Source organism: Algoriphagus sanaruensis (assembly GCF_001593605.1).
GTDB classification, from domain to species: Bacteria; Bacteroidota; Bacteroidia; order Cytophagales; family Cyclobacteriaceae; genus Algoriphagus; species Algoriphagus sanaruensis.
Map to the genome: position 1 here is coordinate 1,892,984 of NZ_CP012836.1, position 22,037 is coordinate 1,915,020.

Annotated in this window: 16 protein-coding genes; 4 read left to right on the forward strand and 12 right to left on the reverse strand. The window is 41.3% G+C overall.

What is annotated here, in order from left to right; all coding sequences use genetic code 11:
- The first annotated feature begins 398 nt into the window (after nucleotides 1-398).
- From AO498_RS08405 to AO498_RS08415, 3 genes are all read left to right on the forward strand, one after another.
- Nucleotides 399-5,738: a DUF7379 domain-containing protein gene (locus tag AO498_RS08405; protein ID WP_067545959.1), complete on the forward strand. Its 5,340-nt coding sequence runs from the start codon at nucleotides 399-401 to the stop codon at nucleotides 5,736-5,738.
- A gap of 272 nt (nucleotides 5,739-6,010) precedes the next feature.
- Nucleotides 6,011-6,505: a hypothetical protein gene (locus AO498_RS08410; RefSeq protein ID WP_067545962.1), complete on the forward strand. Its 495-nt coding sequence runs from the start codon at nucleotides 6,011-6,013 to the stop codon at nucleotides 6,503-6,505.
- 110 nt (nucleotides 6,506-6,615) lie between these two features.
- Complete coding sequence (locus AO498_RS08415; RefSeq protein WP_067545965.1) at nucleotides 6,616-8,430, forward strand: adenylate/guanylate cyclase domain-containing protein; 1,815 nt, start codon at nucleotides 6,616-6,618, stop codon at nucleotides 8,428-8,430.
- A gap of 190 nt (nucleotides 8,431-8,620) precedes the next feature.
- On the opposite strand, the gene AO498_RS08420 is transcribed toward AO498_RS08415, so the two are convergent.
- The 7 genes from AO498_RS08420 to AO498_RS08450 all read right to left on the reverse strand — a co-directional run bounded on the left by AO498_RS08420 (nucleotide 8,621) and on the right by AO498_RS08450 (nucleotide 15,507).
- The gene (locus AO498_RS08420) at nucleotides 8,621-10,168 is read right to left on the reverse strand and encodes an arylsulfatase (protein ID WP_067545968.1); all 1,548 of its coding nucleotides are present in this window, start codon (nucleotides 10,166-10,168) and stop codon (nucleotides 8,621-8,623) included.
- Between the two features lie 102 nt (nucleotides 10,169-10,270).
- Complete coding sequence (locus AO498_RS08425; protein ID WP_067545971.1) at nucleotides 10,271-11,686, reverse strand: alanine/glycine:cation symporter family protein; 1,416 nt, start codon at nucleotides 11,684-11,686, stop codon at nucleotides 10,271-10,273.
- A 197-nt stretch (nucleotides 11,687-11,883) separates the two neighbouring features.
- Complete coding sequence (locus tag AO498_RS08430) at nucleotides 11,884-12,783, reverse strand: sugar phosphate isomerase/epimerase family protein (RefSeq protein ID WP_067550363.1); 900 nt, start codon at nucleotides 12,781-12,783, stop codon at nucleotides 11,884-11,886.
- Nucleotides 12,784-12,958: 175 nt separating this feature from the next.
- The gene (locus AO498_RS08435) at nucleotides 12,959-14,203 is read right to left on the reverse strand and encodes a DUF4153 domain-containing protein (RefSeq protein ID WP_067545974.1); all 1,245 of its coding nucleotides are present in this window, start codon (nucleotides 14,201-14,203) and stop codon (nucleotides 12,959-12,961) included.
- 20 nt (nucleotides 14,204-14,223) lie between these two features.
- Nucleotides 14,224-14,544, reverse strand: coding sequence for a hypothetical protein (locus AO498_RS08440; RefSeq protein WP_067545976.1), 321 nt, complete (start codon nucleotides 14,542-14,544; stop codon nucleotides 14,224-14,226).
- Nucleotides 14,545-14,597: 53 nt separating this feature from the next.
- Complete coding sequence (locus tag AO498_RS08445; protein ID WP_082792205.1) at nucleotides 14,598-14,891, reverse strand: winged helix-turn-helix domain-containing protein; 294 nt, start codon at nucleotides 14,889-14,891, stop codon at nucleotides 14,598-14,600.
- A 4-nt stretch (nucleotides 14,892-14,895) separates the two neighbouring features.
- Entirely contained in the window at nucleotides 14,896-15,507 is a 612-nt protein-coding gene (locus tag AO498_RS08450; protein ID WP_067545981.1) for a hypothetical protein, read from the reverse strand.
- Nucleotides 15,508-15,659: 152 nt separating this feature from the next.
- On the opposite strand from AO498_RS08450, the gene AO498_RS08455 reads away from it, so the two are divergent.
- Nucleotides 15,660-17,351 carry a GMC oxidoreductase gene (locus AO498_RS08455; protein WP_067545984.1) on the forward strand — a complete coding sequence of 564 codons (1,692 nt, stop codon included), beginning with the start codon at nucleotides 15,660-15,662 and terminating at the stop codon, nucleotides 17,349-17,351.
- Here the strand turns inward: AO498_RS08455 and AO498_RS08460 are convergent.
- The 5 genes from AO498_RS08460 to AO498_RS08480 form a co-directional block, all read right to left on the reverse strand.
- Complete coding sequence (locus tag AO498_RS08460) at nucleotides 17,348-17,683, reverse strand: avidin-fold protein (protein WP_067545987.1); 336 nt, start codon at nucleotides 17,681-17,683, stop codon at nucleotides 17,348-17,350. The two genes, AO498_RS08455 and AO498_RS08460, sit on opposite strands and share 4 nt — an antisense overlap.
- A gap of 109 nt (nucleotides 17,684-17,792) precedes the next feature.
- Nucleotides 17,793-18,950: an esterase gene (locus tag AO498_RS08465; protein ID WP_067545990.1), complete on the reverse strand. Its 1,158-nt coding sequence runs from the start codon at nucleotides 18,948-18,950 to the stop codon at nucleotides 17,793-17,795.
- A 17-nt stretch (nucleotides 18,951-18,967) separates the two neighbouring features.
- Nucleotides 18,968-20,164 (reverse strand): esterase, encoded by a 1,197-nt coding sequence (locus AO498_RS08470; protein WP_067545994.1) that lies wholly within the window; start codon nucleotides 20,162-20,164, stop codon nucleotides 18,968-18,970.
- Nucleotides 20,165-20,309: 145 nt separating this feature from the next.
- The gene (locus AO498_RS08475; RefSeq protein ID WP_067545996.1) at nucleotides 20,310-21,371 is read right to left on the reverse strand and encodes a hypothetical protein; all 1,062 of its coding nucleotides are present in this window, start codon (nucleotides 21,369-21,371) and stop codon (nucleotides 20,310-20,312) included.
- Entirely contained in the window at nucleotides 21,364-21,993 is a 630-nt protein-coding gene (locus AO498_RS08480; protein ID WP_067545999.1) for an ATP-binding cassette domain-containing protein, read from the reverse strand. The genes AO498_RS08475 and AO498_RS08480 overlap by 8 nt, the downstream gene beginning before the upstream one ends.
- Nucleotides 21,994-22,037 lie beyond the last annotated feature (44 nt).

The following is a 22,037-nucleotide window of genomic DNA, read 5'->3' on the forward strand; positions in this document are numbered from 1 at the left end:
TTGTTCCTTTGCTTGGAAATTTTAGAGGAAAGGAAAACCGAAGATTTCGATTTGATTTTAGTTATGAAATTGGGTGAATTTCAGCTTTTTAAATTCAGGGTTTTCTGACCAAAGTCAGTTGGTATTCTGATTGTCTCATGGACCTTCAGGAAAGCTAAAAATAAGAACATTTCCAATTGAGAAAATTTCTCACTTGATAATTAGACCAAAGCAATCAGATTGAATGCAGGTTTTAGCTGAAGATTTATTTGGCAAAATGTGAAATGGCTGAAAATAATGATGGTTTATTTTTCATTAATCCATTGATTGTCTTTTATTTGAAGTGAGTTTAATGCTTTTTTTTTTGAGCAGCTTTTCTCGGATTACAGGATTACGTTTTTTCTAAAATTTTCTAAGCTATGTCCCAATTAAAAATCCGGTTTCGGGGTAATCCCGTGCCATCTGCCTCGACTGATTTTGCTTCTTCTGATTTTGAAATGGTGCAAACCTATCAGCTCCTTCCTGCTTCTAGGGGAGAAGTTCCTGAAGTAAATCCCGATCCCATTGAAGACGACGACTTAATTCAGCTCAGTCTGAGTGATGATACTCTTTGGATTGGAGATCATACTACCCTGAGGGCGCTTTTCCCTGATCAATCGCTTCGTTCCGGAGATGCAGAGGTCTTGTATTTGGATGATTTGGTGGATGAAACCTCTTCAGACCGAGGTCTCAAAAAAATCAGCATCAACTTCTTGTCTGTTTTCAAAAAGAAAAAGAAATCAGTCAAAGGAGAAGTTCGGAAACTTGCCATTGACTTGGAAAACAAGCAGCTCGAAACGGATGGAATTAGTTTTAAAGAAGTAGGGGCAGGACTTTTGACTCATTGCAGTGAGGATTTCAAGCTGAGCAAAAAAGAATCCTTGCCTATTGGCAGTCGAGCATTACTTTTTTTGCACGGCACGGGTAGTTCTACCTCAGGTTCCTTCCAAGAATTATATGGGAAAAGCGGCAATCTGACCTGGAAATCAATTTATCAATCGTATGGTTCGGGAAACGTACTGGCGTTTCAACATCGGACTTTGAGCCATAGCCCGCTTCAAAATGTGTTGGAATTAGTAAAGCAACTCCCGGATGAGATTGAATTGGATGTGGTGACCCACTCCAGAGGAGGATTGGTTGGAGATGTGTTGGCTCGATTTGCGACAGATTCCAGAGGGTTTGATGCGGCCGAACGCGGAGTTTTAGCTATCGAAAAGCGGATCGAAGACCTCGAGGCAATTGATGCGATTGAATCTGTTTTAAAGCAGAAAAAAATAAGTGTTCGGAATATGGTTCGAGTGGCCTGTCCCGCGAATGGAACAACCCTCGCTTCGGGGAGAATGGATCAATTTCTGAATGTTCTGCTAAACTTATTTGGTCTTTTGGTCGGTTCCAAGCTCAATCCGGTATTTCAGCTTTTCCAAAAGTTGGTCATGGAAGCAGTCGCCTCCAAGGATAATCCTGAGATTTTTCCGGGACTTGAGGCGATGAATCCAGCCTCACCATTTATCAAAGTACTTAATTTCCAAGGATCCGAAATCAAAGTAGACAGTTTGCTGCACGTGGTAGGAGGCAGTAGTGAGAATAGCCGTAGTCTTCGTGGCTTGGTGGTGCTTTTGGGCAAGTTCTTTTTTAGAGGTGAGAATGACTTGGTCGTTGATACCGAAAGTATGAAATGGGGTGCCATTCGAAAAGAAGGCAAAACCTCCATTTTTATCGATAGCTCCAAGACAATCAATCACATTGTCTATTTTTCTACCACCACTACTCAGGAACGAATTTTTCAAGGACTCCAAGAAAAAACTGCAGGTACTCGTGGGGGATTTGTGCCCAAAGTGCTCCGAAAATCAACAGATCGAGGAGCTCTTGGTGTAGAAGGAGGAAGAACATTCCAAGATCGGGTTTCTGGGAAACGCCCCATTGTTGTCCTTTTGCCAGGAATCATGGGTTCTAATTTGACTGTCAATGAAGATATGGTTTGGATCAATTATGCAAGATTCCTTACCGGACAATTGACCCGCCTTAAAAACGACTCTAAGAATAACCTGCATGTTCAGCCTCATTCCTTAGTCAAAACTTCCTACGGAAAACTCACCGAATACCTGAGCAAGACTTACGATGTGGTTACGTTTCCATTTGATTGGAGGATTTCTCTGCTCGAAAGTGCTCGGATTTTGGATTCCAAGCTTCAGGAATTAATGCGCTACAATCAGCCCATCAAACTTTTGGCTCACAGTATGGGCGGAGTTTTGGTCCGGGATTTTATGGTGCAACATGAAGATACTTGGCTGGCATTGTCTCAGCGTTCTGAGTTCAAGGCCTTATTTCTTGGGTCTCCCTTGGGAGGATCGTATCGAATTCCTTATGTGCTTTTCGGGAAGGATGATATTATCAAGCTTCTGGCTAAAATCGATATCGCAAATTCACTGAAGGAATTGCTTCAGGTGTTTTCGCAACTTCCTGGATTGCTCAATCTATTGCCTTTAAAACTGAATCCCGATGATGTGGATTTTGGAGATTATTCCACCTGGGAAAAAATGAGAGTGGCCTTTGGAGATCCAAACTGGCCAATTCCAGATCGTTCCTTATTGCTTGAATTTGATGCCTATCAAAAAAAGATCTCAGACAAATTCAAGTCCCTTGATTACTCCTCTGTCTACTACATCGCAGGCCAGAGTAGACCTGAAAAGGTGACAATTTCTTCCATGAAAATTTCGGATTCGGAGGGGCTGGAATTTTTTGGGACAAATGAAGGGGATGAAAGTGTGACTTGGGCAACGGGGATTCCTTCTCAGGTGGTTCAGCGAAATCAATTGTACTATGCAAATGTCACTCACGGAGGACTATCCAATCAAACAAGTCTTTTTGGAGCAATTGAAGATATTTTAAGTCATGGGAAATGCAGTCTTCCCAATCAGCTTCCGAAGAAGAGAGGTGGGGTTGCCGAACAAATCCGACCAAAGGTTCAAGAATTGTTTGATCTCAGCGAGGAGAATTTCGAAAATGTAATCCTTGGCCTAGGTGCTGAAAAGCCGCAGTCACAAGATCTTCCTGTTCAGGTAACGGTGGTTCACGGGGATTTAAAATTTGCCAAGTTCCCGGTGCTGGCAGGACATTTCGAACAGGACGCTATTTTGACCACAGAAAAAGTCATCGATCGCCACCTAAATGGGGAATTGAACAGAATCAAATCGCTGGGACTTTATCCAGGCAAAATAGGGACGAATCAAATAGTGCTTTCTGGTTCAGCATCGAAATTTAAGGGAGCTATCATTGTCGGGTTAGGGACTCCCGGAGAGCTATCTTCTTTTCAACTGACTGTCACTGTTGAAAAAGGTGTGGCTCGGTACCTTACCATCCTAAACAAGAAAGAATCAGATCAAGAGAGAGTTCCGATGGAGCCAGTTGGAATTACAGTTTTAGCCATCGCCAATTCTTATGGAGGACTTTCCAGCGACACCTCGATCCGAGCCGTCTTGCTGGGGATTCAGCAAGCCAATCAAAAAGTCAAAACATCCTACAAAGGAACTCTCCGGGTGATCGAAGAGGTAGAAATCATCGAAGTATATCAGGATAAAGCTTTGTCGATTTTGAAAACGGTCAATTTGCTTCGAGAGAATTTCGGCACTGAGTACAAGTTTAGTTTGAAAAATAAGGGGTTGGAACAAAAGCCGGGACGAAAAGTAAGAATCCCATTTGAGGTTTCGGCAGATTGGTGGACAAGGATACATGTAGCTCGTCAAGAAAATCAAACTGACAAACGCTTTCCCATCAAAATGACTTTGGCAACCTCAGGTGCCAGTCAAAAACAGGAGTTTTTGAAAGTGAATACGGCCAATTTGGACACCTTGCTTTTGGAAATGACCGAAAAAAATCAGGCCAGACCTGAAATCGCTAAGACGATGTTTGAGTTGTTGGTGCCGTTTGATTTTAAAGAGGAACTCAAGCGTCAGCCGAATATTTCTTGGGTAGTGGATGAGGAGACGGCTTCTTTCCCTTGGGAAATGCTTCAAGAGGATATAGAAGCAAATCCACTTTCGGTTAACTCAGGAATGGTCCGGCAGATGGCGACCGAATCTTACCGAAAAAATCCGTCCCGAATCCAAGAAAATATAGCTCTGGTCATCGGAGACCCTGAATTGGGCGGGTTTATGCCCCAATTACTTCAAGCTGAGAAGGAAGGTCGATTGGTCATGGATCTTCTGCAAAAAAGTGGCTTTGAGGTGACGCATTCGATCAGAGAAAGTCCTTCGGAGATTATGGTAGATGTCTTTTCAAAAGGATATAAAATCATGCATTTGGCTGCACATGGCACTTTTGATCTCAAATCACCAGATGCCTCAGGAGTGGTCATCGGTCCTAATTCTTTCTTGTCCGTGCAGGAAATTGCATTGATGAGCAATGTCCCTGAATTGGTGTTTGTGAATTGCTGCTACCTGGGTAAGACCGAGAGAGAATCAGGAAATTCCGGGAATCAAAAAAATAAATTAGCGGCCAATATTGGTACCCAACTAATTCGAAATGGAGTCAAAGCGGTGGTAGTAGCAGGATGGGCAGTTGATGATCAGGCTGCATTGGAATTTGCAGAGGAGTTTTATCGGGAAATGCTCAGCGGTCAAAAGTTTGGGGAAGCTGTACGAAATGCCAGAAGAAAAATATTCAATGCGTACCGGTCCCATACCAATACTTGGGGGGCCTACCAGTGTTACGGAGATCCTTTTTATCAGCTTTCTTCTGGAGAAAATGGAGTGCATCAGGTCGAAGAATTTTTGGTGAAAGAGGAGGTCGAAATCGAATTGATCAACCTCAATCAGCAGCTGGATTCACAGGCTATGGAAGATGATCGGGTTTTGGAAATTTTGGAAAAACTCGAAAAAGACCTAAAAGTCAATGGAATCCAAAGCGGGAAAATAACGGAATGTTTTGCCGTGCTATTTGCAAAGGTTGGGCTTTATGATCGGGCTATTCCCTATTTTGAACAATTATTTCAAACCGAGAAGGCTGGATTTTCATTCAAGGCTTTGGAGCTGTGGTGTAATATTTCCTGCAAACATGCAATTGAAGTCTATGAAGCAGGAAACAAGACGGAGGAAGATCGGAAAAAGACCTTGGACACGATAGATCAAGCAGCTAAAAGGCTTCAGTCTTTAAATGAATTTGGAGTGACTGCAGAGCGGATGAGTCTTTTAGGAAGTGCCTACAAACGAAAACTACTATTGCTCAAAAATGAAGCAGTCCAGTTTGATAAAAGTTTGAAAGATGCCGTGGCATCCTATCAAAAAGCCTCTGAAATGATGCATCACCAGGATAATTACCCATTGGTTAATTGGGTGCAGTTGGCAAAAATGCATTCACTCCGAAATTCAAAAGCCAAATTTAAAGCTGAAGCAGAAATCATGTCTTTGATTTTGGCTTGCAAGCAAGAAGAGGTGAAAAAACGTGACCAACAAAATGATCCTTGGAGTTTCTTTGGTTTGGCAAATTTAGCCCTAACTGAACTAGTTTTAGATGAAGGGAAGACTCCCAATCTTGGAAGTGAAGTTGAAGAATCTTTTCTCGGAATTTTTGAACGGGTTGGGTCCAAGGGACATTTAAAAGCGCAATTAGAGCATTTGACAATTTTGATTGAGGCCCTTGAGTCTGTCAATCAAGACGGAGCGAAAAAGTTGCACACTCTATTGGATCAATTAAGGGAACGTTTGAAACCCTTGGATTTTTGAATGAATTGGAAATTAAAAGGAAGGTGATCAGCCTTCCTTTTTTATTTGTATTTCTACATCAAATCAATTCGAGGAAAATAATCAAAGAAAAAATATGTATTCAATCTATTCAAAACTTATCTTTTCAAGATATTTTCTATTCAAGAATTATTTATTTAAATGATATTTAAAACATTTTTTTATTTAATTATTTAAAGGAATTTTTAAATGTATTCTTGATTAAAAGAATTATTTCTATATTCTAGCATATTAATAAACATTAAATTCTTGGTATGAAAAATCTCAGTTTTTTATTCGCAGCCTTCCTTTTCCTCTTTTTTGGAATCACCAGTTCCTATAGTCAGAGCGCAAAGGATATAAGTATAAAGTACAACATCAATGCTGAGGCTATCTTTAATGGTGGAAATGTTGAAGAATATTCGAGGCTTTCAGATAATAATAGAGGAGCAAGTGGAAATGGAAAACCTTCTGATTTTGAATCTGAAGCATATATTTCCAAATTTATTAATTGGGAAATTGTGGATACCGGAAACCATCAAGAGGTATATCAAATCAAATTTCTAGACTTTCCTTGGACGGGAAATATTGAAGCCTTTGCTAAAAATCCAATTCCAGGAGGAGGGAGAAAAGCTAAAGTAAAAGTCGAGGATACCTCAGGAGAAGGTTCGGTAAAATATACCATCCGATTCACAATCAAATCAGCGGTAACCGGAGAGACTAAAACCTTTGAGCTTGATCCCAAAATTAGAATTACCACCACCCCATAAATTCTCTAGTTTGGTGATATTTTAAATCCTCTTTTTATTGAGTGGGGTTTAGAAATACAGTTATTGCCCAGGTTAAAATCACCAGAGTACCTTAATTAACTATTTATTACTTGAAAAATCAACTTTTCTTCTTTTTATGTTTTTCGATACTTAGTTTTTCTTTTGCCCAATCCAGGCAAGAGCCAGATCAGGTTCGATCAAAAGTGGACAGCATCAAGGAATTGTACTATGGGAGTGGGGAGCAAAATCTTGACTATTTGGGTAGTATTATTGAGTTTGAAGCCAATCCTGACAGTTTGTTGAAATATGGGGAGATCTATCTCCAGAAAGCCCTAAAGGATTCCCTTGACGATCATATTTCAAGTGCGAAAATTATGATTGGATACTCCTATAAATACAAGGGTAACTTATCTAAAGCTTTAGAATATTTTTTTGAGTCCCTGAAATATGCTCAAAAATCAGGGTCAATGAAGGCTCAGGGTAGATCCTATATCACTATCGCAGATACTTATTCTGCTAGCGAGAATAGTCAAAATGCTACCATTTATTATCGAAAAGGGATTGAAATTCTGGAGCAGGAAAGCGATTCTACAGCTTTGGGTACAGCGATCTTTAATGCAGGGGATGAGTATTTAAAGTTGGGGAAATTGGACTCCGCCTTGTCTTTCGTGGAGAGAGCTCAATTGATTTTTGAAAAGGTCAATTTTGAATTGGGTAAGGCCTATTGCCTGGGGAATCTTGGGATGATATTCGCAGAATATGGAGACCAATTGACCTCCGAAAGAAGGATCAATCAGGCCATAGAGATTTTGGAAAAGTACCATGAATATTATCCAATTTCAGTTTATCTAAATTATTTATCCAAGATCTATTTAGAGCATGGCGATCGTCAATCCTCGCTTTCATATGCCCGAAAAAGTTTGGATCTGGCAAGTAAATATGGGCTTAAAGATCAAATCAGTGAGGCTAACCTACTCCTTTCAGGAATTTATGAAAGTTTGAATAATCCTTCCAAGGCACTTGAATTTTACAAAAAGCACATTCAATTCAGGGATAGTGTAAAAAATGTCCAGTCGGTTCAAGAAATGGCCAATTTGAGAACCGACTTTGAAGTATCTCAAAAACAGGCGGAAGTGGATCTACTAGAAAGTGCAGCTACCATCGCCACCTTAAGGGCAAAGCGTCAGACTCTATTGCTTTATGGAGTTGTTGTAATGCTCATCCTGGTCGCACTTCTGGCTTTAGTATCCTACCGTAGATTTAAATTCGAAAAAGAGGCAAATAAAATTATCGAGGAAGAGAAAAACCGATCTGAGGATCTTCTGCTTAACATTCTTCCAGAAGAAATTGCCGACGAGCTTAAGATTCATGGAAAAGTAAAAGCACATCGATTTAATTCAACCACCGTCCTTTTTACGGATTTTAAGAGTTTTTCGAGCTTGGCTGAAGAAATTTCCCCAGAGCAGCTTGTGGAAAGTATCGACTATTACTTCAAAGAGTTTGATTCGATCGTGGATAAATATGGACTTGAAAAGATCAAAACAATAGGGGATTCCTACATGTGCGCGGGTGGTCTTCCTACGGAAACTGAGCGGCATGCATTTGATGTCGCAAGAGCCGGATTAGAAATGATGGAGTTTATCTATAAGCCCAAGCCGGAAGGAATTGTGCAGTTTGAAATGCGGATCGGAATTCATACCGGTCCAATTGTGGCGGGAATTGTAGGGGTTAAAAAGTGGCAATATGATATTTGGGGCGATACAGTAAATATCGCGTCACGAATGGAAAGCAATTCTGAAGAAGGAAAGATCAATATTTCAGGTACTACCTACGAGATCATCAAAGATGAATTTGAATGTGAATACCGAGGTAGTATTGAAATTAAAAATCGAGGGATTTGGGAGATGTATTTTTTGAAATCCTGAGGGAGCATATTATCGATGGAATCCCAAAAAAGGAAGGCGATTAGTCTTCCTTTTTTTGATCCTTTGGTTTCCCACTGAGCTTATAAAGCAGATATCCTAGGCCCAACAGGAAGTGTCCAATTACAACTACAACTAAAATTATGACGGTAGTATTGCTTCCCATAGCCCAAGTTTAGGGAGGAATTGGGAATTACTGGGTGACTTTTGTCTCTGGTTCGGATTGACTTACCTCAGATTTCCATTTAAAAAACAAGCTGGCCAAACGATCTACTTTTTCAGGATACTGGATAGAAAGATTGTTTCTTTCATAAGGATCAGAGCGTAAGTTATACAGCTCCCAGGGTTCATTTTTACCAAAAGCAACCAATTTCCAATCGCCATCTCGAACTGCTCTGCCTGTAGCCCATTCCCAAAATAGTGGTTTGTTTCGGGTGTCTACGTGGCCTTTTGTGGCAGGAATTAAACTCAGACCTTGATAGGGCAATACGGGTTTCCCCTGAAATTCGTCGGGGTAATTAGCCCCAGAAAGATCCATCAGAGTTGGCATAATGTCGATGAGGTGTGCGGGAAATTGACTTATGGGATTTGTTGGTGGCAATCCTTTAGGCCATGAGATGATCAAAGGGGTTTTAATTCCTCCTTCATGGGAGTAATTTTTGAAAAATCGATTGGGAGTATTTCCTACGTTGGCCCAATCGGCACCTAATGATGTCCATTGGCCCACGGTTCCGATGTTTCCATTTCCCGGAATATTGACCATTTCAGCCGAAGCCCCATTGTCAGAAAGAAAAATGAAAACAGTATTTTCCAATTTGCCCTGCTCTTTAAGTTTATGGATGATCTCACCAATTTTCTGGTCCATCCGATTGATCATGGCTGCATAAACTTCCATTTTTTGAGCTTCAGCCTTTTTCAAAGAATCGGATAACATATTCCAATTCACGAAAGTGGGCTCACTCATCGGTTGGTTAGCAGGTATGATTCCCAGCTTTTTCTGCTTTTCAAATCTTCGTTGGCGGATAGCTTCATAGCCCTCATCATACATCCCTTTGTACTTGGCGATGTCTTCCGGCCAAGCCATCAGTGGATCATGCGGGGCTGTGTAAGCGAGATAAAGGAAAAAAGGTCGCTGGTCATTATGGTATTCATCTAGCCAAGAAAGGGCGTATTTGGTGAAATAGTCTGTTGAATAATAATCTGATGGAGGAGAATAGGGTTGAAATAATTCTCTGTCTACATAGAATGGTCGATCAGGTCTTTTCTGCGCTGGTTTGGCTTCACCAATCCGTTGAGGTCCGGGGTTGAAATGGTTGGAAGCGCCTTCTTTCAAACCGTAATATCTTTCAAATCCTCGATCCATAGGGTGATCAAAGCCATGATGTTTTCCTGACCAAAAAGTTAGATAGCCAGCCGACTTCATTATTTCCCCTAGGGTAGTGGCATTTTTGAGAGGTTGCTGATAAGTAGCCTCATACCCCACTTGATGGGCATAAAGTCCGGTCAGTAAAGCCGCTCGAGAGGGATTACATTTCGAAGTGTTATACATCTGGGTGAATCGAACACCTCGTTGAGCGAGCCAATCTAAATTCGGAGTTTCCACTTCACTTCCGTAACATCCAATATCTGACCAGCCCAAATCATCAGCTAAAATCAGGACAATATTTGGTTTTGGGTTTTCCTGGGGCAAGCTGAAAAAAAAGGTGTGGAGGGTAGAGTAAAGCAGAAATAGAAATGACATGGATCTGTAAGATTGGCGGATTCAAAAAGTAAGAAAATACCGGCGAAAAGTCATCCTGTCCTTAGGATAGAAAAAAAGCAGGAACTTAGTCCTGCTTTTCACTTACTTCTTTACGGGTTCATGTTCAAATCCTTCGAAATCGAATACGGGATCTTTTCCTTCATCCTTTTGCTTTTTGTAATCTTTTAGTGCTCTGAGAGCGGGCTTACGAAGTAAAATGATTGCTATCACATTTAGCCAAGCCATCATCCCCACTCCAATATCTCCCAGCGTCCAAGCGAGTTCGGCAGTTCGGATCGATCCAAAAAATGTAGCGCCTAGAATCAATGCCCGAAGCAGGTAGACTGGCCATTTTTGTTTGCCATCTTTTTGAAGAAAGCTCAAGTTGGTTTCTGCGATGTAGTAATAGGCCATGATTGTTGTGAATGCAAAGAACATCAAGGCAATCGCGACAAATCCTGCTCCCAAGGAAGGAAAGTGGGTAGCAATAGCCATCTGGGTGAATTCGGGGCCAAAACTGATTCCAGGGAGATTTTCTACGATAAATCCACCATCTGGATTGATCACATTGTATTGACCTGTAAATAGAATCATAAAGGCAGTGGCGGTACACACAAAAAGGGTATCAATGTAAACCGAAAAAGCCTGTACTAACCCTTGCTTGGCAGGATGGCTAACTTCTGCAGCGGCGGCGGCGTGAGGTGCGGTACCTTGACCGGCTTCATTGGAATAAATTCCTCGCTTGATTCCCCAAGCGATGGCTAATCCAAAAACACCAGAATAAAGCGATTCCAGATTAAAGGCGGATTTGATGATTAAGGATATAACCGCGGGAATTTCTTTGAAATTCAGGATCATAATAATCTGTGCCAAAAGAATATATCCTAAGGCCATGAAGGGTACGACGAATTCTGCCACTTTTCCGATTCGTTTCACCCCTCCAAAAATGATCATTCCCAAAAACACCACTACGATTCCTCCGGTCCACTCAACAGGTACCTGAAAAGCAGTATTCATGCTCAGTGCAATGCTATTACTTTGGACTCCTGGGAGAAGTAGCGACATACTGATAATGGTGACAACCGCAAAGGCAATTGCATACCACTTGATTCCAAGTCCTTTTTGGATATAGAAGGCAGGTCCACCTCGGTATTCGCCTTCTTTTACTTCCTTGTAGATCTGTCCTAATGTGGCTTCGATATAAGCCGATGCCGAACCCAAAAATGCAATTACCCACATCCAAAAAATGGATCCAGGACCTCCCATGGCGATTGCTGTGGCTACTCCTGCGATATTTCCAGTTCCAATTCTACCTGAAAGTGCCAATGCAAAAGCCTGAAATGAAGAAACTCCTTGTTCTGAGGATTTTCCTTTAAACAGGAGCTTGATCATTTCTTTGAAGTATCGAACCTGAACAAACTTGGTGACAAATGAAAAGTAAATGCCAGCACCCAGACATAAAAGAATGAGTGCGTTACTCCAAATGAGTCCGTTGATTGAATTAATGAGTTCTACCATTTATGAATTGGATTGAGTTGGCTTAGTTTATTTTTTTGGATAAGGGCCAAATATAAAGGCTTCTTGCTCGGATTTTTGTCTTTTTTTAGGAGAAAGGGTTCAAATTCATGGTCGTCGGTCAGCTAATCGAACTTCTATAAATGAAAAAGCCAACCTTAGGGTTGGCTTTTTTGATGGGTTGGGTAAGGAAACAGGATTTATTCAAATCCAAACTTCTTCAATCCTTCATGGCTGATTTTGATTGCCTCTAATGGATCTAAACCGAAGGTGTTGTCTTGTTCAACCAAGTAAAATTCCATTCCGGATTGTGCTTTTGCAGCCAAGATTTGAGCGAAGTCAATTTTACCGGTTCCTACTGGAGCAAAGTTTCCAGCTGAATCCATGTCTTTAACATGCCAAGCCTTGAATCTTCCTGGATATTTTTCAAAGTAAGCCAATGGGCTTGCCTCTGCTTTAGTTACCCAGTACAAGTCCATTTGGAAGTTTACCCACTCAGGATTACACTTTTCCAATAGCACTTCCTCGATCACTGTACCGTCAGCCATAGGCTTAAATTCAAAATCATGGTTGTGGTAAAGAAGTTTGATGCCTGCAGCATGGCATTTTTCACCAAGGGTGTTCATAATGCTTACAAGTTCATCTGCTGTTCCTTTCATTCCAAGAGTTCGTGTAGCTGGATCAAAAGTGAACATGCCCATAGGAGGAACTGGGATCACGAAATAACCAATGCCAGCAGCTTTTACATCTGTAATTAGCTGGTCAGCATTTTCCATGTTAACCATTCCCATGTGAGCACTTACCGCAGTAAGTCCCAAAGAGTCCAAGAAAGATTTGAATTCCGCAGGAGCCATGCCGTAGAATTTTCCATCTTCATAATTTGCGGCTTCCACATAAGCATATCCAGCTGCTGCAACTGCCTGAAGGGTAGCTTTTGGATTGCTAGCCATAGAATCGCGAACTGTGTACAGCGCAAGACCTCCAAAATTGGAAGATTCTTCCACAACAGCTTCTTCCACTTGTTCGGTCTTTGGACCACAAGAGGTGAATCCAAGGATCAAAGCCAACAATAAGGCTAGGCTAAGATTTGTTTTTTTCATTTGGTGTGAATGGGTTTGATGAATCCTGAAGATCATTACAAAATCAGCGATTGGGCTTCTTTTGTTCGGGTTTCAGGTTAGGGTAAAGTTTATGACACGAAAGATATTTATTTCTAGGCAGATTTTTTTCATATCATTCATTATTGTCTCATAATTGAGAAAATAGCATTTTGATTTATTGGAAGCCAAAGACCAAAGGAAAACCAAATACCACCAAGGCAGTCCAGATAAAATAAATAGGCAAGAATCGGACGATGGTAAGTCCAACTTCTTTCAATTGAGATTTGCCTTGAACTGTTTGGATTAAATTTCTACTGACTAAAATCAAATGGATGAGCATCAGAATATTGACTCCTATGACTGCCATACGATTTGGGGTGATTCCCCATTCTGTGATTCTGAATACAATAGCTGAAAGAGCGATCAGGTTTAATAGGATGGTCACCAACGAAAGCGCTGTTAAAACCCAAGTTCCAACGCCTTTATTTCTCTCATCGGAAGATTCTGCCACGGCGAAAAACACCAAGGCCATCACCCCAATCAAGAGCATATTGAATAGCAAAAGGAATTCCCGGTCATTGTAGGGGTCTTTGCCGGAAAAAACAAAGGCTCCCAAATAAATGACTAGCATCACTAAAACGAGAGGGCTGAATATCTTGGCAATAATTGGTGGTACTTTGTTGATCAGTTGGGGGTTGGTTTGGGTTAGATGGGATGCAACCAGAGGTGCAGCGGAAAAGCCGAAAACGGCAATCCATTCCATGTAAAGTTGCTCAATTTTTATTCCGATAAGATTAAAAAGTCCGATGGTGATTCCCGACAAAAGCAAGCCAGAAATAAACAGAACGGCTCCCATAATAATCGCATCGCCATTAAACCTTAAGAAATCCAGCCTTCTGGATAATTGGTTCATCTCTCCACCCACAAAGGAAAATCCAAGAATTGCCCAAAGAAGCAAAGGAAGATGGATGCAAGCCAAAATTATGGAATCACTCTCCTGATTGTCAGGAAGGAGGTTGATGTATGCGATGGCAAGGATGGTGATAGCAGCTATAATTCCCAGGGTTTTCGATGGGAGTTTTTTTGTCCAAGCAAAATAGGCTGTGACAAAAGATAATGCGATAAAGCCTAAATTTCTGGGATAGAAGAAATCCTCTTCTAGTGAGAAAATTGCTGGGATCTTGGCATAAACCCAAGCAATAAAAGAGGCAATCAAGACGAATCTCCATTGAATAAAAGAACCCCAAGAAATGGATTCGGATTCATAGTTCAGTCGCTCGTGCCAGAATTCGGATGCAGGATTGCTCTGGATCTCAGAATAAATCTCGTTGAATTCCTGTTTGAAGGCCGCCTTGTTTTTACGGTATAGGAGTTCGAGTTCTTTGGGATTGTTTTGATATTGAATGATAAGATTTTTCATAATTCAGAATGATTTTGAGTTTAATTCCAATGACCGGTGATTGCGAATGCCATGACTGAACTGATCCAGATTCCAAAGAAATAGAGGAGGGTACTGAAGATAAGTGCCGCTAATTTTTTGCTTCCCTCAGGAAACCAGTGAAAGCCCATAAGGTAAAAGAAAGTCCCCCCAACAGCACCGCCAAATGGAATAATCGTGAGCGGGAGATACATCCAAGATTCAAATATTCCGGGTTTGTTTAGGATAAGAAATAGGAGAAGTGCGAGAGGGAGAGACGCCCCCAGAATAGCTGGCAAGAATAAGTCTCTCATTGAATTTGGGAGGAAAGAGGAGTGTTTCATGTTTTTTAAGTTTTGAAAGTACTTTGAATTTCAAAGTGAGTGGATAAATTTTTTTAGGTTTTATTTTCTTTAATCAGATTTTCAAGGAATTCCAGATGCCTTTGGAAGGCTGATTTTCCTTCCTGAGTGGAGGAATAATTGGTTTGAGGCTTTCTGCCAACGAAGGATTTTTCCACTTGGATATATCCTTGGTTTTCAAGGTTTCTCAGGTGAGAAGCTAGATTTCCATCAGTTACATCCAAGAGTTCCTTGAAAGAATTGAAGTCAAACTGCTCATTGACCATCAAGATGGACATGATTCGCAGTCGGACCACATTCTCAAACGCTTTGTCGTAATTCCCCTTCACGTTATCAATCGTATTTGTAATACATCATGGAGCCGTAGATGATATGGAGGATTCCAAATCCCAAGGCCCAGCAAATCAATCCGTATTCTGGATGAAAAGCAGCGATTAGGCCTAGGATCAATTGTCCATAACCTAGATTTTTGATCTCATTTAAGGTGAAATGTGCTGCATTAATCAAACCCAATCCATAGAAAACTAATGTACTTGCAGCGATAAGATGAAAGTAACCTTCATGAATCAATGCAAAAGAAAATAACCCTCCGGAAATCACTGGAATAAACAAGGTTGATAAGAATCGGCGGCTCGAGGGTGACCAAAATTTGGTAGCGGTCTTTTTGCTTTTTTTCTGACTTAAGAGATAAGCCGAACTTAAGGTCAAAATCAATACGATGAATCCCGTGAGCAAAGTCCGGTTTATCAATTCTCGAGTACCAAGGCTTTCCAGATTTTTTCCAAATTCTGTCGCAGGTGCATAGATCCAATACCAGACCATTCCAGATCCGATTAAAGCGTAGATTCCTGCCAACACTCCGGAAAGTCCGCTGAGCGAAATGAAGCGGGTGCTTCGCTCCATCATTGCCTTTATTTCTGCAAGTTCCTGTTCTGGTTTTTTCATTCTAAAAGTACTTTGAGGTACAAAGTAAATTAAGAATTTCGAATAAAAATGGGTTAGCTCAGAAATTTTAGAAAAATTTAGAGATCGGTAGTTGATGAATCATTGTCCATCGACCATGGACTATACAATTAACAACAACCCATTCCCCAAACATGGAAAATACCTTTGATGCAATAGTAGTAGGTTCAGGAATCTCAGGAGGCTGGGCGGCAAAGGAACTTTGCGAAAAGGGGTTGAAAACCTTGGTTCTCGAGCGGGGTCGCTCTGTGGTCCATAACAAAGATTATCCAACTGCCACGCTCCGACCTTGGGAAGTTCCGCATCGAGGTTGGGTGACTCAAGAATATTTGGAAAAGAATCCATTGATCAGTAAGGCTGCTGGTTTTGGTGAGGAGACCAAGCATTTTTTTATCCAAGATCAAGATCATCCCTATGTCCAGGAGAAACCCTTTGATTGGATCCGTGGCTACCAAGTTGGGGGCAAATCTTTGACTTGGGGAAGAGCTACTCAGCGTTGGAGTAAGTATGAATTCAAAGCTCCCGAACTTCAGGGATATGGAATGAACTGGCCAATTGGTTATGAGGATGTTGCTCCTTGGTATTCCCATGTCGAGAAGTTTATTGGAGTTTGTGGAACCAAAGATGGGATAGAAGCTATGCCTGATGGGGAGTTTATGAAGCCTTTCCCTTTCAACTGCGCTGAGGATTTCATTCGTCAAAAAATCAGGGAAAACTATCCGGATCGCCACATGGTACATGCCCGATGGGCCCATTTGACAGATCCTCAGGAAATCCATTTGCAGCAAGGAAGAGGACAATGCCAAGCCAGAAACATGTGCATGAGAGGATGTCCCTTCGGTGGATATTTTAGTTCGGTTTCATCCACTTTGCCTTGGGCAGAGCGAACGGGAAATTTGACTATCCGTCCACATTCGGTGGTTCATTCCATTATTTATGATGAGGCAACTGGTAAGGCCTCGGGAGTAAAAGTTATCGATTCAGAGACCAAGGAAGTTCATGAATTCAAAGCGAGAATTATCTTTTTGAATGCATCAGCGCTTAATAGTGTCTTAGTTTTGTTGAATTCTAAGTCCAACCGTTTCCCCAATGGATTGGGAAATGACCATGATCTTTTGGGTCGATATGTGGCATTTCATAATTATCGGGGCTGGGTTTCCGGAGAATTGGAGCAGTTCCAGGATAAATATTATTTCGGAAGAAATCCGACCGAACCCATCATCGCAAATTTCAGAAACCTGGGTAAAAAAGACCCCAATCTTGATTTTGTAGGAGGGTATACCATATTCTCAGGAGCTTGGAGAGGTAGGGGAAAGGAAATGTCCAATCCCACTTTTGGTCAGGAATTTAAGGAAGCTCAAACTCAGCCGGGCAATTGGCATGTGTATATGTATATGCAGGGAGAGACGATTCCCAAGTTTGAAAATCATGTTCGATTGAGCCAAACAGAAACTGATCCTTTTGGAATCCCCCAGTTGATTACTTCAGTTGGCTACGACCAAAATGATGAAAATATGCTTCAAGATTTTCTGATAGAAGCTCAGGAAATGATGGAAAAAGCCGGAGTGAAAAATATTGAAGCAAGGGATAGTGAGCAAGCTCCAGGATTGGATATTCATGAAATGGGAGGATCAAGAATGGGGACAAGCCCGGAAAACTCCATGCTCAACGAATGGAACCAGTTGCATGGCTGTAAGAATGTTTTTGTGACGGATGGGGCGTGCATGACGAGTACCGGAAATCAAAGTCCTTCCATTCTTTACATGGCCTTGACGGCTAGGGCAGCCAATTTTGCGGTGGAGGAATTCAGAAAGGGGAATCTTTAAACTTCTTCCAAAATTGATTCTCCAGCAGAGAAATCACCGGAAGTCCATTTCCATTTTTCATAAAGGCGGATTTTCCCATTGGGTAAAATTTCTGGAGTAGAAGTACAAATCCCTGTTTGCATTTCACCGGATGAATTGACTTGGTGGTAGCGCATGTCGATTTTCCCCTCTCCATCCACCTTTCCAATTAAATGGCCTTTTCTAATTTTTTCACCTTGATAGAAACAGAAGACCAAGTCATCTATTTGTTCATAAAGAAAGATCATTTCCGAAGAGACTTCTCCATTTGAAGAATTTGAAATGGGCCGAAATTTTTTCTGATTGTAATTCATCCGAATGCTTTTTGAAAAATTAGAAAGGGTTTAAAAATAGAAAAGAAAAACACAGCTCTTTCGAACTGTGCTCAGGTTTAGGTAATTGGTATAGGTAATTAAGAAATTCTTAGAATAACATGGGTGCAAACATGGAAAGGTAGGTTCTCCAATTCGCCCAGGTATGACCGCCTTCATTTTCGAAGTATTCGTGTTCAAATCCGGTTTTGTCCAAAACACTCAACAATCTTTTATTGGATTCCATGACAAAGTCCTCTTTCCCGCAGGCTACCCAATATTTATGAACTCCAGTTGCTTTGAGGGCTAGGAATTTCTTTTCCATTTCAGCCATGTCTGCATTGGCATCAAAGATTCCGCTACTGAAAACGCCGATGTAGCCAAAAGTGCCAGGGTAGGTGATGGAGGCTGTGATAGTATGGCCTCCACCCATAGAAAGACCGGCCAAAGCTCTATGATCTTTGTCGGCTTTAACTCGGTAATTCTTTTCAATGTAAGGCACAACGTCTTCTACCAAGCTCTTCTCAAACTTTCCTTGGAACTGAGCGAAAGTCTCACGAGTTGGAGTTGGAAGTCCAGGGATTTGGCGAAGTGTGGAAGTTTGCCAAGCATTTCCATTGGTCATAACCACCAGCATAGGCTTTGATTTTCCAGAAGCAATCAAATTATCCAAAATCAGATTTGCCCTACCCAAAGAAGACCAAGCATCCTCATCTCCACCTGCACCATGAAGGAGATAAAGAACAGGGTAGCTATCTTTTCCAGAATCATATCCCGGAGGAGTGTACACATACATTCTTCTGTCTGTCCCCAAAGTCGGAGAATTGTACCAAACCTGGGAGATATTTCCATGAGGTGTCTTATTCAATTGATATACTTCTGAGCCTTCACCAGGGATCATCAACAAACTTGCATATCGTGTTCCATCCCGTAAAGCATGTGGGTTAGTGACATCAATCGCAGCTACGCCATCAATGAAGAAATTGTAATGGTACATGGAGGAGGCAAGAGGCTGAATGGTCACAGACCAAACACCTTGTTCCCCCTTGGTCAAAGGCAAGGTTTCACGGAAACCCATCCAAGAACCGTTTAGAGTCACTTCATTAGCTTTTTCTGAAAGGATTCGAAAGGTTACGGAGTTATCAGCATTTACTTCAGGTGAAACCACTCGAGGTGCCTGCATGGCAGAAATTTCCTGAGCTTGGACTTTGGTGCCAAAGCTTATCAGAATAAGGAAGGCAAAACTTCTAAGTGCTGGGTTGATTTTCATAGGAAATAGGTTTGAGGTTATTGAAATAATCTTGGTGTAAACTGGGTCAGGTAAACTCTCCAGTTTCTCCAGATATGACCGCCTTCGGATTCTACATATTCATAAGGCATCTTCATGGCGTCTAATTTGTCTCGGTATTCCTTATTGGCGGCATAGAGGAAATCTGTTTTGCCGATAGCAATCCAATACAATTTGTAGCCATTGTCCATTTGCATTTTCAGGGTCTCTTCAAAGTTGCTGTAAACCTTTCCGGTGGCATCCTCACGAGGCATAATCGCTGCTGAAAACAAGCCCATGTAGTCAAAGGTATTTGGGTAATATCTGGAAATATGGAGGGTATGAAATCCTCCCATGGAAAGTCCTGCGATTGCACGGTTTGCTTTATCTGGCTTTACTCGATAATTGCTCTCCACAAACTTGATGACGTCTTCAAAAGCCCCTTCATAGGTTCCATCCATGGTTTTTGGAATCATGAATTGAGGCTTATACATATTTTTACTTCCTTCTCCGGGAGCACCATCTTGGATCACATTTCCATTTGGCATCACTACGATCATTGGCTTTGCTTTTCCCTGAGCAATCAGGTTGTCCAAAATCTGGGAAGTTCGTCCCAAATTGATCCAAGCCTCCTCGTCACCACCTGCTCCATGAAGAAGGTATAGGACGGGATAGGATTCTTTGGAGGTTTCGTATCCCGGAGGAGTGTAAATGGTAATTCTTCTGTCCATTCCCAATCCCGGAGAGTCATACCATCTTCTGGTAACGGAGCCATGAGGAATGTCATTGACCATAAACAGGTCTGCATGTCCACCACCAACAATAAAAATATTAGTAGCAGAAGCCACATCCCGAATCAAAAATGGATTGCTAGGATCTGTGGTGTTAAAACCATCCACGATAAATGAGTAATTGTAGAGCTCAGTTCCCAAAGGCTGGGATTTGAATTCCCAAACTCCATTTTCTCCTTTGGTTAGCTCTGCTTTGCCCGGACCATCCATCGGGCCTCTTGGAGTTTCCATTTTTACGGTTGGTAAAAAGTCACCGGTAACCTGAACAGCGGTAGCATTTGGAGCAAAAAGTCTAAAGGTGACTGTTTTGTCCTCATTGACTTCGGGGGAAATGATGTTTTGAGCTCGAAAAAGAGCTTCTTGTGCTTTAAGTGATGAGCTTATTCCGACGAAGAATAGCAGAATAAAAAGGAGTTGTTTTTTCATAGGTTTTGGTCTATTGTCTCAAAGTGTGAAAATAGATATTTCCACTTGAATTGCAAGTGGTATTTCTTTGAGTTCTGTGTAGCGAGTATTCTTCGGAAAATTCAAGTGTTTCCGATTTAAATTCCACAGAATAAGCGAAGTGATTTTAAACTTGGTAAGGGTTCCTAACTGAACCTAAAAGGCCAAATGCATTAAGGGTTGCCACCAAATACCAAGGAATACCAAAAAGAATGGATAAAAATAGCAATGCGAAACCTCCGAAGATCCAAAAATGAAATCGGCTACTTTCGGACTTTTGGAGGATCAATCCATAGATCCCCATCAGTAAGCTGATTAAGAATATAATAAGGCTACTAGTATCGATTGCTTGAAGCTCATTTCCACCTCTCCAAGCTAAAAAAAGAAGTTCTGGTCCAATGATTAAAACAAAGTTGCCGAGATGATTTCCTGATTTTTTGAAAATGGAAAAAGGCAAGGCTAATGTCCAGCTCAGGCTAAGGCGTTCAAAATTGGATTTTTCAATCAACAAGAAAAACTGAACGAATGAGACGCAAAGGACCCCAAATTGCAACCATCGGAAGTCGTAATCTCCAGATAGGTACGTGAAGAAAAATCCATTCAGCAGTACAAGGCTCACCAATTTGGAAAGGAGAAATAAAAGGGGACGATGATTTTTAAGATGGAAAAATATCCAAGTAAATCTGGGAATGGGTCTTCTTAAGTTGGGGCGCTCAACCCATGCCTCTTTTATAGGGAGCTTCAAAATTTGCTGAATTTTCAGTCCTGTTGCCATTAGACCTGATAAATAAATTACACCTAAGATTAGGACTCCAGGAAGTTGATTTTGCTCCCAGCCGATGAATAGTAAAAACAAGAAATAAGCAACGGCCGGACTATGGTTTGTTAGAAAAATTGATGTCCAGAAATTTCTGGAGTCTTTCTTTGAAAGAAGTCCCAGGTGATGGAATATCAAATATTTGGGGGACCTGATTAGGCCAAGTAAAATCCTGAGATGGACCCAAGTGTAAAGGATAAATCCAACAGCGGTCAAAACCAATAATGAAGGATGATTGACCAAAAACCGGGCAATTTGAAGGTGTTGTTTGAACTCCATCAAGACACCTCCCACGAGCAAAAGAAGCACCCAAAACCCTAAGGTCTTTTGGAAGAAAGGTTGGATAAATGCCTGGGAAATTCGCCTATCCATGTTGTTCAATTTTCCCGTTCTTCATCCTTAGGATAGATGTTAGCTGAATTATTTCCAAAGTCCTGGGCTGATGCGAGGTGATCAAAAACCCGGTGCCAGCGGAAGATTTTTCCTGAATAAGCCGAATCAATTGCTCTTGGGTTTCGATATCGATGGTGGTAAAAGGTTCATCCAAGATGATCCATTTGGGATTGCCCAAAAAGGCCAAAACCAAAGCAGTTTTCTTGAGCATGCCAGAGGAATACCCACCTATCGGATAGTTGGCGAAGCTGTTTGTTCCAAAGCGATAGGTCAAATCTTCAATTTCTTCTAAGGTGGCAGCTTTGGCTTTGGCTACCACTTCGATCAAATCTGAGATACTTAAAAATTCCGGGAAATTAGGTTCTGCTTCGGCATAACCAATTTTTTTACGGTATTCGATGGGTTGTTTTTCTAAGGAAATACCCTCCAGCTGAATAGTTCCTTTTGCTGGATGAATTCCTGCCAGTGCCTTGAGTAAGGTAGATTTACCTGATCCATTCCCTCCCATAAGCAAATGAATCCCCATCGGTAGATCAAGCTGTGGGATAACCACTTCGAAACCTGAAGGATACTTTTTTTCAAATTTGGAAATTGAGAGCATGAGAAGGCATGGGAAATTTTGAATTGAAAATTAACAGGTTTATG